Source organism: Aliidiomarina sp. (assembly GCF_022565475.1).
Lineage (GTDB): Bacteria > Pseudomonadota > Gammaproteobacteria > Enterobacterales > Alteromonadaceae > Aliidiomarina.
The window spans coordinates 1-14,298 of the sequence record NZ_JAIUMR010000020.1 but is presented as its reverse complement, the minus strand read 5'-3'; the positions used below and the strand labels follow the sequence as shown (position 1 = coordinate 14,298).

At 49.0% G+C, this 14,298-nt stretch carries 17 protein-coding genes, 1 tRNA gene and 1 pseudogene; 10 read left to right on the top strand and 9 right to left on the bottom strand.

From position 1 onward, the window contains the following. A tRNA-Glu gene (locus LAT77_RS12270) sits at positions 1–76 on the top strand. A gap of 124 nt (positions 77–200) precedes the next feature. Continuing rightward, complete coding sequence (locus LAT77_RS12265) at positions 201–923, top strand: SDR family oxidoreductase (RefSeq protein ID WP_290564854.1); 723 nt, start codon at positions 201–203, stop codon at positions 921–923. A gap of 123 nt (positions 924–1,046) precedes the next feature. Here the strand turns inward: LAT77_RS12265 and folK are convergent. Both folK and LAT77_RS12255 read right to left on the bottom strand, forming a co-directional pair. Further along, positions 1,047–1,343, bottom strand: a pseudogene (gene folK, locus LAT77_RS12260) (2-amino-4-hydroxy-6-hydroxymethyldihydropteridine diphosphokinase); the annotation flags it as partial. Next, entirely contained in the window at positions 1,340–2,029 is a 690-nt protein-coding gene (locus LAT77_RS12255; RefSeq protein ID WP_290564853.1) for an arylesterase, read from the bottom strand. The gene LAT77_RS12255 and the pseudogene folK, both read right to left, overlap by 4 nt. Here LAT77_RS12255 and LAT77_RS12250 point away from each other — a divergent pair, their 5' ends adjacent. Next, positions 2,030–2,710 carry an ABC transporter ATP-binding protein gene (locus LAT77_RS12250; RefSeq protein ID WP_290564852.1) on the top strand — a complete coding sequence of 227 codons (681 nt, stop codon included), beginning with the start codon at positions 2,030–2,032 and terminating at the stop codon, positions 2,708–2,710. It begins immediately after the preceding gene. Continuing rightward, on the top strand, positions 2,700–5,198 hold the full coding sequence (locus LAT77_RS12245) for an FtsX-like permease family protein (RefSeq protein ID WP_290564851.1): 2,499 nt from the start codon (positions 2,700–2,702) through the stop codon (positions 5,196–5,198). Before LAT77_RS12250 ends, LAT77_RS12245 begins: the two co-directional genes overlap by 11 nt. Positions 5,199–5,254: 56 nt before the next feature. On the opposite strand, the gene LAT77_RS12240 is transcribed toward LAT77_RS12245, so the two are convergent. Then, the gene (locus LAT77_RS12240) at positions 5,255–6,160 is read right to left on the bottom strand and encodes a TIGR01777 family oxidoreductase (RefSeq protein ID WP_290564850.1); all 906 of its coding nucleotides are present in this window, start codon (positions 6,158–6,160) and stop codon (positions 5,255–5,257) included. Between the two features lie 111 nt (positions 6,161–6,271). On the opposite strand from LAT77_RS12240, the gene LAT77_RS12235 reads away from it, so the two are divergent. Then, entirely contained in the window at positions 6,272–7,393 is a 1,122-nt protein-coding gene (locus tag LAT77_RS12235; RefSeq protein ID WP_290564849.1) for an AI-2E family transporter, read from the top strand. A 33-nt stretch (positions 7,394–7,426) separates the two neighbouring features. Here the strand turns inward: LAT77_RS12235 and LAT77_RS12230 are convergent, their stop codons facing one another. From LAT77_RS12230 to LAT77_RS12205, 6 genes are all read right to left on the bottom strand, one after another. Further along, positions 7,427–8,287 (bottom strand): acyl-CoA thioester hydrolase/BAAT C-terminal domain-containing protein, encoded by an 861-nt coding sequence (locus LAT77_RS12230; RefSeq protein WP_290564848.1) that lies wholly within the window; start codon positions 8,285–8,287, stop codon positions 7,427–7,429. A 30-nt stretch (positions 8,288–8,317) separates the two neighbouring features. Next, positions 8,318–9,031, bottom strand: a complete 714-nt coding sequence (locus LAT77_RS12225) for a LytTR family DNA-binding domain-containing protein (protein ID WP_290564847.1) — start codon at positions 9,029–9,031, stop codon at positions 8,318–8,320. Between the two features lie 4 nt (positions 9,032–9,035). Beyond that, entirely contained in the window at positions 9,036–10,043 is a 1,008-nt protein-coding gene (locus tag LAT77_RS12220) for a sensor histidine kinase (RefSeq protein WP_290564846.1), read from the bottom strand. A gap of 150 nt (positions 10,044–10,193) precedes the next feature. Further along, positions 10,194–10,373, bottom strand: a complete 180-nt coding sequence (locus LAT77_RS12215) for a hypothetical protein (RefSeq protein ID WP_290564845.1) — start codon at positions 10,371–10,373, stop codon at positions 10,194–10,196. Between the two features lie 105 nt (positions 10,374–10,478). Beyond that, the gene (locus tag LAT77_RS12210; protein WP_290564844.1) at positions 10,479–10,916 is read right to left on the bottom strand and encodes an SRPBCC family protein; all 438 of its coding nucleotides are present in this window, start codon (positions 10,914–10,916) and stop codon (positions 10,479–10,481) included. Between the two features lie 106 nt (positions 10,917–11,022). Continuing rightward, positions 11,023–11,448: an N-acetyltransferase gene (locus tag LAT77_RS12205; protein ID WP_290564843.1), complete on the bottom strand. Its 426-nt coding sequence runs from the start codon at positions 11,446–11,448 to the stop codon at positions 11,023–11,025. A 319-nt stretch (positions 11,449–11,767) separates the two neighbouring features. Here LAT77_RS12205 and LAT77_RS12200 point away from each other — a divergent pair, with 319 nt between their 5' ends. The 5 genes from LAT77_RS12200 to LAT77_RS12180 all read left to right on the top strand — a co-directional run. Beyond that, complete coding sequence (locus LAT77_RS12200; protein ID WP_290564855.1) at positions 11,768–12,739, top strand: integron integrase; 972 nt, start codon at positions 11,768–11,770, stop codon at positions 12,737–12,739. Between the two features lie 276 nt (positions 12,740–13,015). Further along, the gene (locus tag LAT77_RS12195; protein ID WP_290564842.1) at positions 13,016–13,252 is read left to right on the top strand and encodes a DUF4160 domain-containing protein; all 237 of its coding nucleotides are present in this window, start codon (positions 13,016–13,018) and stop codon (positions 13,250–13,252) included. Beyond that, positions 13,233–13,487, top strand: a complete 255-nt coding sequence (locus LAT77_RS12190; protein ID WP_228582958.1) for a DUF2442 domain-containing protein — start codon at positions 13,233–13,235, stop codon at positions 13,485–13,487. The genes LAT77_RS12195 and LAT77_RS12190 overlap by 20 nt, the downstream gene beginning before the upstream one ends. 112 nt (positions 13,488–13,599) lie before the next feature. Then, the gene (locus LAT77_RS12185; RefSeq protein ID WP_290564841.1) at positions 13,600–13,791 is read left to right on the top strand and encodes a hypothetical protein; all 192 of its coding nucleotides are present in this window, start codon (positions 13,600–13,602) and stop codon (positions 13,789–13,791) included. 292 nt (positions 13,792–14,083) lie between these two features. Further along, positions 14,084–14,298, top strand: a 215-nt coding sequence (locus LAT77_RS12180) for a hypothetical protein (RefSeq protein ID WP_290564840.1), incomplete at its 3' end; no start/stop codon positions are given.

Here is a 14,298-nt window from a genome sequence, read left to right as displayed (position 1 = left end):
GTCCCCTTCGTCTAGAGGCCTAGGACACCGCCCTTTCACGGCGGTAACAGGGGTTCGAATCCCCTAGGGGACGCCATTTACTAGCCATTTCAGTTTTACTCTCTCTAATTCCACAAATATTTTCTTTGTTTTGATCGCATCACGTCACTTTTCCGTTAAGCTTTGCCTATACACAGTGAAAGTTTCGAGGATGGTTCAGCATGACAAAACCGATCGCATTGATTACCGGAGCAGGCCGCCGCTTGGGTTTGCATATGACACGCTGCTTATTAGCTCAAGGTTGGCACGTAGTTGCACTGTCACGGAGTCGAATTGGTGAGCTTGCCGCATTGGCGGAAACGGATTTGTCCTTGGATGTCATTACCTGTAATGCGTTGAACCAAGACAGCGTCGAGCAAAGCATCGCGACCATTCAAAGCCGTTATGATCACCTTGATTTTGTGCTGCACAACGCGTCGATTTACGAAAAAGATCAGGCTCACGTCGAGGACATGGCGTCATTTTATGACGACCTCTATCGCATTCACATGAAGTTTCCGGCGCTTATTAATTATGGTTTGCGTGATTTATTCAGCAAGACGATTCGGCCAACCGCGAATATTATTCATGTGACGGATATTTATGCCAGCAATCCGAACGCTGATTATGCGCTGTATTGTTCGACCAAAGCTGGGTTGGAGAATTTAATGTTAAGCTTCGCCAAGCAACTTGCGCCGAAAGTGCGCGTCAACGCGATTCAGCCGGGCCCGATTAAGTTTTTGCCGGAACATTCCTCGAGTGAACAGCAGCAAGTTTTAAGCGAGACGCTGTTGCCGGTGGAGGGCGGTTTCGAAGCACTGCAAAAGGCCATCGAGGCTATCCTCGACAACGAGTACATGACCGCTGCTATTGTGCGTGTAGATGGTGGCCGCTCGGTGACCTAAGGACTGCTCACCGAGCTCCAGCGCGACCGTATTGCTTTCGGCGTTTTGCAGAGCAGTAAACGATGCACGAATGTATGGTTCTTCGAATTGATCGGCACTAAGCCACTGAAACTCGTTTTGTGCCGCCAGAATATCAATGTCCAGTGTTCGATCTTTTTCACTGCGCAGTGGGTCGTTACGGTCGCGGCCATGTTGCTCTTCGAGTTGATTGAGCCAAGTTTTCAATTCAGCTGCCGTCCAGTCGGTGACGATAATCGCGATAGTATTCAAGAAACTATGTTGTGAGTGAATTGCGCAGGGTTGTGTGCGCAACACCGGAAACACAATCGCGGCAGTGAACTGTTGGCATAACTGCTCGAGAGCACGTCGGATATGCTGCTCTGGCTCGATATTACTGCCCAAGCTCAAGTAGTAAATCATAGGGCATGCTCTTTGAGTAGCGCTCGTAACTTCGGCTCCATCAAGTCGGCGATGACCGGCTGAGCTGCGAGGTTAGGGTGAATGCCATCGTTTTGCATGTAGTCAGGATTGAGCGCAACCTCACGCATAAAGAACGGCACTAACGGAATGTCGAAGTCGTTGGCCACCCGCGGGAATACTTCGCGGAACAGGGTGGTGTAGCGCCGCCCTAAGTTCGGTGGTATTTCAACCTCACTCAAGGCCACTTGGACGTTTCTGGACTGGAGAATTGTAATCATCTCCCGTAAATTGTTTTCCATTGTATTGAGATTGAAACCGCGCAAACCATCGTTGCCACCAAGCTCAATAAACACCATGTCCGGTTGATGACGCTCGAGGAGTGATTCTAAGCGTGCTAGTCCGCCAGAGGTAGTTTCGCCACTAATACTGGCATTAATCACAGACAGTTGTGGATAGTTGAGCTGCCAATGGCGTGAAATTTCGGCGACCCAGCCGTCGGCTTCGGCAATACCATAACCGGCACTTAAACTGTCACCAAGAATAAGCAGTGATACATTTCGGTCATCACTGCGTACATGAAACGATTGCATGGCAAGTAGCAAACTCACCACAATGAGAATGAATGCTCTGCTAGTTTTTAGCCAAGCGCTAACCGTGTTCGATTTGAAAAGGAATTGACTATTCATATGTCCCTAATTGAAGCTAAATCTATTTCTCGCAATGTTGCGACGACTGCCGGTGAATTGCAAATTTTGTCGACTTTAAGTGTAGCCATTGAGGCTGGCGAAGCGGTTGCGATTGTTGGTGCATCCGGTTCTGGTAAGTCGACCTTGCTGTCGTTGCTTGCCGGTCTGGACTTGCCCTCGACGGGTGAAATCTACATTGATAACGTAAAACTGAACGATTTGGATGAGGAACAACGCGCTATTTTGCGCGGCGAGAAAATCGGCTTCATTTTCCAATCCTTCCTTTTGATTCAAAGTTTGACTGCGCTAGAAAACGTCATGTTACCTGCAGAGTTGGCCGGCACGAAGAAGCCTGAAGAACAGGCGCGCGAGCTCTTAGGCAAAGTCGGACTCGGTGAACGCTTGACCCATTACCCGAACCAATTGTCTGGTGGTGAGCAGCAGCGTGTTGCTATCGCTCGTGCATTTATTGGTAAACCACAGATTCTATTCGCCGATGAGCCGACCGGAAACCTGGATAGTAAAACCGGCGCACGAGTCGAAGAACTTTTATTCGAGCTGAATCGAGAATTTGGCACCACATTAATCATGGTCACCCATGACGAGAAGCTAGCGCAACGGTGTGACCGGATTTTACGAATTGAAGACGGACGGATTCTGGAGCAAGCGCATGTGGCATAAAATTTCTTGGCGCTTGTTGAAACACGAGTTGCGCCGAGGTGAATTGACCATTATGGCCGCCGCGCTTGTTTTAGCGGTCTGTGCGGTATTGTCTTTGTCAATGTTCAGCGAGCGCTTGCAGGCTGGTCTAATGGAGCGCAGCGCTGAGTTTCTTGCCGCTGATCGCGTCCTCCGCAGTCGCGGCGGTGAGATACCGAATGAATGGCTGCAACGCGCAGACGAAGAGGGCGTTGCCAGTGCGCGCCGGATTACCTTTAACTCAATGGCGTTTGCCAACGGCGATATGGCACTTGTGGATGTCAAAGCCGTCACTGATGGTTATCCGCTTCGCGGCCATTTAGAAATTGCCGAAGAGCCGTTTACTCAGGGTGTTGTTGCCGACGGCTTGCCTGCGTCCGGCGAAACATGGGTGCAAGGCTCCTTGTTCCAGCAGCTCGGTTTGGCGCTCGGTGATTCGTTGGAAGTCGGTGACATGACCTTCATCGTCACGCAAGTACTGAGCCACGAACCGGATTCCGGCTTTAGCGTCTTTACTGACAGTCCAACCGTTCTGATTCACAATGACGATCTTGCCGCAACAGGACTTATTCAACCCGGCAGTCGGGTCAACTACAATTATCTTTTTGCTGGCGAGCCGCAAGCGTTGCAACGCTTTGAAAGCTGGCTACGACCGCAACTTGATCCGGTTACCCAGCGCTGGCAAAACATTCAAGACGGTGATTCGCCGTTGTCGGCTGCGCTGACCCGAGCTGAACAGTTTATGTTGCTAGCGAGCCTGCTGGGCGTGGTGCTTGCAGCCACGGCCGTGGCTGTCGCTGCACAGCGCTATGCGCAACGCAACTACGACGCGGTCGCAGTGATGAAAACGTTAGGCGGTCGTACGCGTTTAATTGCCCGAATTTTCTCATTGCATTTGTTCCTACTGACGGCTGCAAGTGTGGCGCTAGGGGTGCTGCTTGGCATCATCTTGCAAGCAGTGGTGAGTTGGTACGTCAGCGCGCAGCTGGGCTACGACTTACCTGCGGCCGGCAATGGCCCGTATCTGCTCGCGATCGGCACCGGTTTGCTGTGTGCAGTCATGTTCAGTTTGTATCCGTTATTACGCCTCATGAAAGTGCCACCACTGCGAGTATTACGCCGTGAGCTGACCGCGTCAGGGCTTTCGCGCTGGCTCCATTGGGCACTTGCAGGTGGAACAGTGTTCCTGCTGATGGTGATTTACAGTGGCAGCATGATCCTCTCGTTTGCACTGTTTATTGGCGGCATACTCGCTATGTTGATACTGCTTGGTATTAGCCGGCTATTTATTCGTGCAAGTCGTCAAGCGGGGATGCAGGCGGGCAGTAGTTGGCGCTTAGCCATGGCCGGTATGCAGCGTCGTTCGCGTGAGAATAGCTTACAAATGCTTAGCTTTTCGGTCGCGGTTATGCTGTTTTTGCTGGTGTTGGCACTGCGTCATGAGTTACTAGAAGATTGGCGCGGGCAATTGCCGGACGATGCGCCAAACTACTTCGTGGTCAATGTCGCGAGTCATCAAGTTGAGCCCATGCAAGCCATGTTTGAGCGCGAGTCGATTCGGGCAACACAGTTATATCCGATTATACCGGGACGATTGATTGCAATTAACGGTACGCCAGTCCGCGACGAAGTGACGAAAGAAGAGCGCGATGACAGTGAGTATCGCGAAGGCTTTGGCCGCGAATTGCAGCTTACCTGGCAGCGCGACTTACCGGCGGAGAACACCATTCGTGCCGGACGTTGGTTTGAGCCCGGTGAAGCAGGCGTGTCGGTGGAATCGCAGGTCGCTGAACGGATTAACATTGGTTTAGGTGATGAACTCAGTTTCCGCGTTGGTGGCAACGAGTTTACCGTGCCGGTGACCAATATTCGTGATGTTGATTGGAACACCATGCAGCCCAATTTCTTCATGATTTTCAGTCCCGAGTTGATTGCCGAGATGCCAGCAACCTACATTGCCAGTTTCTACTTGGCGCCGGATCGTCGCCCTGAACTTTATCAACTGTTCCGCGATTTTCCGCAGGCCAGCTTGATTGATGTGGAAGACATTCTCCAACAAGTGCGCGATGTCATTAACCATGTATCGTTGGCGATCACCTTCGTGATGGTCTTGGTCATCGCCGCTGGCGGGCTAGTGTTGATTGCACAAGTTCAGGCGTCGTTAGAAGAGCGGCAGCAAGAGCTGGTGATTCTGCGAACCTTGGGGGCAAAATCGAAGTTGCTGACCCAAGCGGTGAGTTACGAGTTTATCGTCCTTGGTGCATTGGCGGGCCTGATCGCAACGCTCGCCATGGAAGTCTCGATCTACGTCTTGCAGACGCAAGTGTTCAACATGCCAGCGACGCTGCATTGGCGTTTCTGGGTGCTTGGGCCATTACTGGGTGCCGGTGTGGTTGCGCTATTGGGCTGGTCGGTGTGCTGGCGGATGCTGCGCCAAAGCACAGGTCAGTTGATTCGCAAGTTAAGTTAAAACTGCAGCGAAGGCGACAGGGAAGCAGCGGGCGCTCTAAGCAACCGCTGCTTTTTTTATGCGTTTTTTAAGAGGTTTTGCAGCGCCGGTTCAAGTTCTGCATATTGAAACTTATAGCCAGCTTGGCCGAGTCGTTCTGGCAGTACCGCTTGACCATGGAGGAGCAGGTCGTCGGCCATTTCACCAAAGACTAGGCGTAAAACAGCGCCGGGCACCCGCATAAAGGTTGGGCGGCCAAGCACTTGACCAATGGTTTTACTGAACACTTCATTACTGACTGGCGTTGGTGCAGTCAAATTGTAGGCTCCAGCACAGTCGTCGTGGGTTAATAAGAACTCAATCGCGGCGACCATATCGTGTAAATGAATCCAGGACATCATTTGCTTGCCGTTGCCGATAGGCCCGCCGAGACCAAAATAGAACGGCGGTAACATTTTCTTTAGCGCGCCACCATGTTTTGCTAGTACGACACCGGTGCGTAATAAGCAAACTCGGGTGTCAGTACTTGCTGCTGAATTAGCAATTTGCTCCCAACGTGCACACAGCTCATGACTAAATTCATTGTGCGGGACGCCACGTGTTTCGGTCACGGGCTCTTGACCTTGACGCCCATAGTATCCAATCGCTGATCCGGATATGAATACGCGTGGTGGCTGCGCCGATGCTTGCATCAGCGAAACGAGCTTTTGTGTCGTCTGCCAGCGACTTGTCTGAATGCGTTCTTTTTGCGCTGCGGTCCAGCGTTTGTCAGCAATCGGTTCTCCGGCTAGATTGATCACCGCATCGAATGGGTCAAGGTTATCCAGTTCACTTAAGCTAGTAAGAATACGGGCATTCGAGCCGAGCTTTCGCGCAGCTGCTTGGGGTTTACGGGCAAGCACAGTAAAGTCGTAACGTTCAGAATAACGCTGAATAAAACAGGAACCGATGAGGCCCGTTCCGCCGGTCATTAATATTTTCATCCTTCGTTCCTCTTGCCGCTCATGGATTGCAACGAAAACGGAGATTGCTGAAATGCCCGTGATCACGTATGTTTTTAGTTTAGCAGGAATTATTCATACGGAGAAAATAGCATGGCGGATGACAAAAAGGCGGCGAGTTCACACCTAGTGGACGAACGTTGGCCGTCGATTAGTCGGTTTTTTGTGGTATTTGCGGCGATTATTGTGGTCTTAGCTGGCATTAAGACTGCGACAGTAATTGTCGTACCGTTTCTGCTGGCCTTATTTATTGCGATTATTTTCCAGCCGGTTATTTTTTGGTTCCGCATGAAAAACCTGCCAACCGCAGTCGCGATTGTGGCGATTTTCGTTTTTATCTTCGTCGTTGGCTTTGGATTGACCGGTTTAATTATTCAGTCGCTGACTGAGTTCACCGCCAAGCTTCCCGAATACCGCGTTAAATTAACCGAGCAGTTTAGTGATTTAGTGACTTTCGCTGAGCGCTTTAACATTCATTTGAATCAAGAATTACTGCAGCAACAACTCGACCCGTCACGGATTTTGTCTTTGTCGGTGAACCTGTTGTCGAGTGTCGGCAATATGATGACCAACACCATTTTGATCCTGTTGATCGTCGCGTTTATGCTCGGTGAAGCCGCGCTGATGCCGAAGAAAATTCAAATGGCGTTTCCCAGCCCTGAGAAAAAAATGTCGCAGATGAGTAACTTGTTAATGGCGATAAACAAGTACTTAGCATTGAAAACCATCATTAGTTTAGTCACTGGTATCGTGGTCGGTTTTGGTTTGTGGTTAATGGGGCTCGACCATTATGTACTCTGGGCTGTAATCGCGTTTTTGTTTAATTACATTCCAAATATCGGTTCGATTATTGCCGCTGTTCCGGCTGTGCTGATGGCACTCATTCAGTTCCACCCCGTCATGGCTGGCGTCGTTGCGATCTGGTACGTGGTGGTAAATGTGTTCATGGGCAATATTATCGAACCCCGCATGATGGGACGAGGCCTTGGCCTGTCGACCCTCGTTGTCTTCCTCAGCTTACTTTTCTGGGGCTGGTTACTCGGCCCAGTCGGCATGTTGCTCTCAGTGCCACTTACCATGGCGGTGAAAATTGGCTTTGAAGAAAACCCCAGCACTCGCTGGCTCGCCATTCTACTGTCAGGCGATGAAGTCACGCGGCATGCGCCAGAGGCGGTGGAAGCGAATGATACGGTTGAACCTAAGAGTGATGGCTAGGCATTCGCGCGTGACTTTTTCGTGTCTGCGCTGCTAGCCAGCGCCCTGGTGGCAGTGTTCGACCAGTGTGTTTTGTAAGAAACGCAATACTTGTTCTGAGGTTTTAGAATCGTAACTGTAATGCCCACCCTCATTGGCAATATGTTTGACTGGGTGGGCAAATCCAGATTTTTCCAGACGGGCCTCAATTGCATTGGCCATTAGGTGCGATGGCCAAATTTCGTCTTGTTTTCCTGATACCAAAAGCACCGGCCCATTAATATTTTCGACCGGAATCTGGGCTCGCGCAATTTCTTCAGGCGAGGCCTTTTCGAGGGCATTGGTAAATGCTTTGACGAATTCGCCAGTGAAGTTACCGGATTGCATGGTTAACGAGAACAGCGGAGCGTTGATATATGCCAGTGGCTCGCCATGTAAACGCCAACTTGAGCGACTCATTGGGGTGCGCACCGCGTTCCATGTCACGTGGCTGGGGAAAGCAGCCACGACTTGCGTCGCCGTGTCGAAATGACTGCCCAACAACAAAGCAAGTTCCGCTCCTTTCGAAAAGCCGACGAGGGCAATGCAGTTTTCATTAATCGCTGGGTTTCGGGCTAACGCAGCAATCCGCTGGTCAATCACATTGAGGGATATTTCTGCGGCGCTGCGCGGTGTGTTCTCGGTACGAAAATAGCCCATGGCCGCCACTGACATGCCATATTCGTGATACTCGCGCAATATGTCGTCAAAGTCAGAATTCGCAAAGTAGTTACCGCCCTCGGATCCACCTAGCAAGATTACGAGCGGATGAGATTCACCGTCATCAATTAACTTTGTGTGAATATCCGGAGCATCTGCTGGACTGCAGGCCGCAAGAGTCCCCGCTACAAGAAGTAACGTCATTAAATTTTTCATGAAATCTTCCTTTTTATCGGTTGGTCAGTGCTACATTTTTAAATGCTTTTTAAGTTGGCGTGCTCCATTACGACTGGTGAGCACCTCCAATTTGGATTGGACGAAACGGAGTAGTAAACGACCATTCAGCCAGCGCTCAGCTTCAGCAAGTCGGTAGCGGTTTACAATCGCGGCGCGATGGACCCGCAAGAAATGTTCAGGCAGCTCAGCCTCAAGATCGCGCAGGGTCGTGCTGAGCGGATACGCCTGATCACCACACCACGCCTCCTGTACACCGTTACGAGTCACGATGGCGTCAATGGAATCCATTCGGACCGTTCGAACCCGCTGGCCGACGTGACTAACTAACTCTTGCGGCTCTTGGCTTCGTTGCTTTGCAGATAACTTTTGCTCAGCCCGCTCTAATGCGAGTTGTAATCGACTCGCATTAATAGGTTTAAGAATGTAATCGGCAGCAGCGGCATCGAAAGCAGCAACCGCATGGCTGCTGTAAGCGGTCACAAAAATGACTTCACCCGCGAAACCCTGTTCGTTCAATTGTTGCAACACCTCGATGCCATTGATTCCGGTCATGTTGATATCAAGCAGCACGACTTCCGCATCGGTTTCTTTGAGCTTTTGCAGTAAAGCCTCGCCAGAGTTCAGTTCAGCAACGACCTGCCATTGCGGCAAATGGCTTAACAGTTGCTGCAGTTTCAAGCGGGCCGCTTGCTCATCGTCGACTATCATCAGGCGTTTATGCATCGTCTCATTCCCTTTCAACTGCGAGTTTGATATCAACGACAGCACCGTATGGAGCGGGGCCGTTACTGAGCCGAAACTGCGATCCCGGAAGCAGGGCGATACGCTGCAGCGTTGTGCTGAGTCCAACGCCAGGAACGTGTTGGATTGCATGTTGCGAATTAAGTACTGCGTCCGGAAAACCTGAGCCGTGGTCACTCACTTTCAGGCACAACATGTCGTCGTGAAGTCGACAACTGACGACGATCACGATCGGTCGTTGTGTGCTGTGCTTAATCGCGTTTTCCAAGAGAGGCTGGAGAATAAAAGGCGGTAACTTGGCGTCAAGTGCGGCTTCATCGATATCAAAGGTTACCTTTAGATCATCACCTAAACGTGCCTCCTCAATATTCAACCACTTTTGCAGCACCAACAGCTCGTGTTTTAGGCTTATCGCATTGGATTTGTCAGTTTCGAGAACTTGTCGAAGTACCGCCGCTAGGTCCTGCGTTAGTTGTTCTGCTTTGACGGGATCGGATGCAATAAACGCGGACAGTGTATTCAAGCTATTAAACAAAAAGTGCGGCTGTAAGGTTTGTCGTAATTGATTGAGCTCCGCTTGTTTTCGCAGCAGCCGCTCCGCTTGCAGCGATTTATAGGCGTCATAAGCCCGGTAAACAATATAGGTGCCGAGCGACCAAGGAAGGCAAATGAAAAAGAGTTCTAACGCGCTAAATTGAAAGCCTGGATAGATTTGCTCGAGTGCCACCGCCCATAGTCGGTAGCCGACATAGAAGCTGAAAACCCAGAGCGGCAGCTCGCGCCATACGGATTGTTGCCCGAATTTCCCAAGCAAATACCCAGCCAGCGTCAAGGGTAGCCAAAATAGCAGCGCTATCGCTATGCCCCCTGCCAGGAGCGCTTCCGGTGTTCCACCTTTTCCGCGCTGCCACCAGTCGACGAAGGTAATACTCGCGCTGATCAAAGCAAGGCCGGAAAACGCGACTAATTTTTCTTTTGTTGTGAGTTTTTGCATTCGCTTTGGCGTTGAGTGACTTGATGGAACTATTATGGCGCGAATAGACCTTGTGTCATTCGTTTTCTCAGTGAATGGTCGAATTAAGTGAGTGAAGTGTCGGGTAGGGCAGACTGCGATGGTTGCTAAAGCGTCTTATTAGCCGTTGCTTTACGCACTACTTGAATTTACGAGAAAATAGAAAAAGGTTATTACAGAAACTGCGCCCACCAAAACCATAGCTGTCAGTGCTTTTGACTGAGTCACAGACTTTAGCAAAGCAATTAAAGTTGCAAACCCAGCAATACCAAGGGTGTAATTTACGGCTTGGTGTTTGTTTTTCTGATTCATGTAAACCTCTGATATGTAGCTATGCTAACGCTAGCCATAAACGGCGCGAGGAACGAGCGTCCGGCGACCGCAGGGAGTGAATTTGATGGCCTTGTTAGACAGCACCTACCGGGACTCCGCTTCTTGTTTTAAAGAGTTTAACCAGGTGTCGAGCGAGTCATTGAGCTTCTTATGCATCATCCCCTTCAACAACCTTACCAACCAGCCGTCCATGGACTCTCTGGTTCGCAGTAAAGTGTTTCCGTTCTCCAGTTGCTTGAACTCCCAAATATGGATTGCCGAAGCCCCAAAGCCTCTGCCGGTCCAGCCGAAGAATTCGTTTTCCGAAATCTTGCCGATTCTAGAGATAAGTTTGAATCCACCCGACTTCCAAACAAATGTTCCACCTGTCTCAAGGCCCGAAGTTAACCTAGCTTCAGAAATATCTGGCTGCCATTCGTTCCACTCATTAATGTTCGTCTGGATGTTCCATACCTCCTCAACCGGTGCATGGATCTCAATTTCCTTTGAGACTTTCAGAACTGAGCTTTCGTTAATATTCATTTATTCCTCTGCTTTCTATCATTGCCACTCTAACGCTGCCTGCAACCCGCAATAAAGCGCTAAAACATGAGCTTGGCAGCCAAAGGTCAGGCACTGCGGCGACATGTTACGAGTGAAACTCCATAATAATCTCAGAGTGACTGGTGTGCTCGTCTTTTTGTTCACCAACACAAGTGAATCCATGCTTTTCATAGAAACCAATGCTTCGAATATTTTCTTTGTAAACAGTGAGCTGCAAGCTTTTCCGTCTGTTCTTAGCATCATTAAGCAAAGCGGTTCCTATACCACTACCCTGTAATTCTGGGGTCACGAAGATTGCCGCTAAAATGTCTCCGTAGAGGCAAAAGAATCCGACCACTTTTTTCTTTGACTCAAAGATGAATGTCTCCGATGCGGGGATGTATACATCACGCATATCATTGATCTTTGACTCCCAAAAATCAGGGGCAATGAAACTATGTGCTTTGATTGAGGCTGTTAGCCAAACCTCTAAGACTTGACTAATATCTGCTGGCGAATACTCTCGAATCATCTGAATATTTCCTAGTGCGTCTAACATTTGAATACTGCGCATGCACGGTGTATTGAAAGGTAAAAAACGCTGGGAGGGCTTATGGATACTGAATATTTCATCACGCGTTCCCTGCATTAGCTAACTTAAAACCGTGCATGCCTGTTTATTGCTATTTCGGTAATCATATTGCCGCTTACTTTTTGTTAAGTTCGTTAACCATAGACTGCTTCAGTCCACTCGGCAAGGTGATAACGTGCGCCATTGCCCAGTAAAGTGAGCATGCAGATGCTTGAAAAATGCACTAATTTAATAAGGGATATCAAACACCGGATGTTAAATTATGCCTCAAAGCCCATTTATGGAAATGCTTCGCTCAGAAATGCGTTTACGCGGGTACTCTCTTCGTACTGAGAAATCTTACTTATACTGGATCCGCCAATACATTCGCTTTCATAACTTGAAGCACCCAAGTGATATGGGGGCTGAACAGGTTAAGTCATTCTTGTCATGGCTTGCTTGTGAGCGTTATGTCGCTGTTAACACTCAAAAAGTTGCATTGAATGCCGTGGTCTTTATGTATCACAAGGTGTTAAAGCAAGATTTGGGCGAGTTTGATTTTAAGCTAGCACAAAAGCCACGTAGTCTGCCGATTGTTCTAACACCGGAGGAAGTCTTAAAGATATTGAACAAGCTTGATGGGCGTAACAAAACAATCGTAGAAATGCTTTATGGCAGCGGTTTGCGGGTAAACGAGTGTCTTGCCTTGCGTGTGCAAGATATTTGTTTGAAGACCTTTGCCGTTAACATCCGAGGTGGCAAAGGAAATAAAGATCGACAAAGTATCCTCAGCCAGCACCTTGTTGCGCCTCTAATCGAGTTAATAACTGCTGCGCTTGAAGTTCAGCGAAAAGATAATGAATGCGGTGTTGGCCCCTCTATGCCGGTGGCTTTAGCTCGGAAGTATCCGAGTGCTTATAAAAGTCCGGGGTGGATGTTCATTTTCCCATCGCCAGGGTTGTGTGCACACCCAATTACTGGGGAGCTTTGTCGACACCATTTACATGATAGCGTTATTAGAAAGGCATTGAAGCCGGCAGTTTTTGCCGCTGGGGTCCATAAAAAGGTGAATTGCCATACATTTCGCCACTCATTTGCAACGCATTTGCTGCAAAATGGCTGTGATATTCGAACAGTTCAAGAGTTGCTTGGCCACAACGACGTAAAAACGACTCAAATATACACACATGTTATTGGACAGCATTATGCCGGCACCATCAGTCCATTGGATAGGATAAAAGGTTCATCATAAGTGGCCGTATATCTGCAGCACAGACTGCACAATATCAACTTGCCATAATTCTGGAAGCCGTTTATGGTCTACCCTATGGAATAAATAATAAGCAAGCATACGAATGCAAATGAGCATGCGCATATTGTGTCTAATGAACACAGGGAGTCGTTCTTGAAATCCTCAGTATTCATCGACTCCACAAGCCGTTTTTTATCCTGAATACACGCGGCATGCTTAGTATTCAAATGTTATCTTCAATTTGGCGTTAGGACTCTTCTAGGATAATCTTTAAACATGCCGACAATTTTACGATTAGGGCCGTACCGCTTCTTCTTTTATAGTAACGAGAACGCAGAACCCGCCCATATTCATATTCAGCGTGAGAAGATGCTTGCGAAATTCTGGTTGAAACCAGTGGCTCTGGCTAGTTCTACTCGGTTTGCGCCAAAAGAGTTGAGAAAACTCGAGCAACTGGTGGTCGAAAATAGAGATACGTTTTTGGAGGCTTGGAATGGCTACTTTAGCAGTTGAACATCATCCCCTTGCACAATCGGTCAGCTTTGATACGGACTCTCTTATTGTAGAGCTCGTTGATGGACGCACCATTTCGGTACCGCTGACCTGGTTTCCTTCATTATCCAATGCAACAGAGTCACAGCTTAAAGATTGGGAGATACTGGGTGACGGAGAGGGTATCCACTGGCCTCAGTTAGATGAGGATTTAAGCGTGAACGGTATTCTTGTGGGGAATCACGGAAGAAGATAACAAGTCAATAAACTACGCGCCTTCGGCGCCGGACGCGCTAAAGCACGCCGGTTATTTCGGGCGTTAGCAGGTCGCTTCATAGTTAAGTTATACAGACAAACGGAGTTTTCAAATGTGGGAATTGGTAAGTTTTGTTGCTGCAATAATAGTGTTTATGTGCTTAATTGAGCTATTTGATTTACCAGATTGGATAAGAGCTAAATTGAAAAATGGTAAAACTCGAGCAAACCTTGAGACAAAGGTTGAAGCTCTTGAGCTACAAATTCAAGAGCTGGAACGCAAAGTGCAGCGGCTGTCGGAATAAAAGTGTATAAATTTACAATTCATAAAACCCAAAGCTCGTTGGTCGTATTGATGCGTTATCGTTGTAATGTACCTGGATGTTTTTAACTTATGGGTGCAGCGGCTTCGGTCAACATCGCGTGGCCGCGAAAGTTCGGTGTTTGCTGCTAACAAGTTACTGCACCGGAAAAATAACTCGCTGGCGCTCGTCATTTTCCGGTGAGCAATGCGTTAGGCACACAACCTAGAAGGAGGATACGGATTCTGTCAACTCAGAGGTGAGATGCCAACCTGATGAAGAGGTTAGAAGAAGAGTGAACAAGTCGTGGAACATCGCAAGCACACGGATCAATCCCCTGGTTGTGTTCCTCGTATGCGCCTCCCTCACCGTACTGAATGGTCTGGGGCAGAGGTGGGGGTACGTTCTTCCCCTCGCGCTCTTGGCGGTCAACGCAGGCTTTTCCTTCGCGTTCTGGTCTTGGCGGCTCAAGAAAAGTCGAGGCAAGCGCTGGTTAACGGTTTCGCTCGT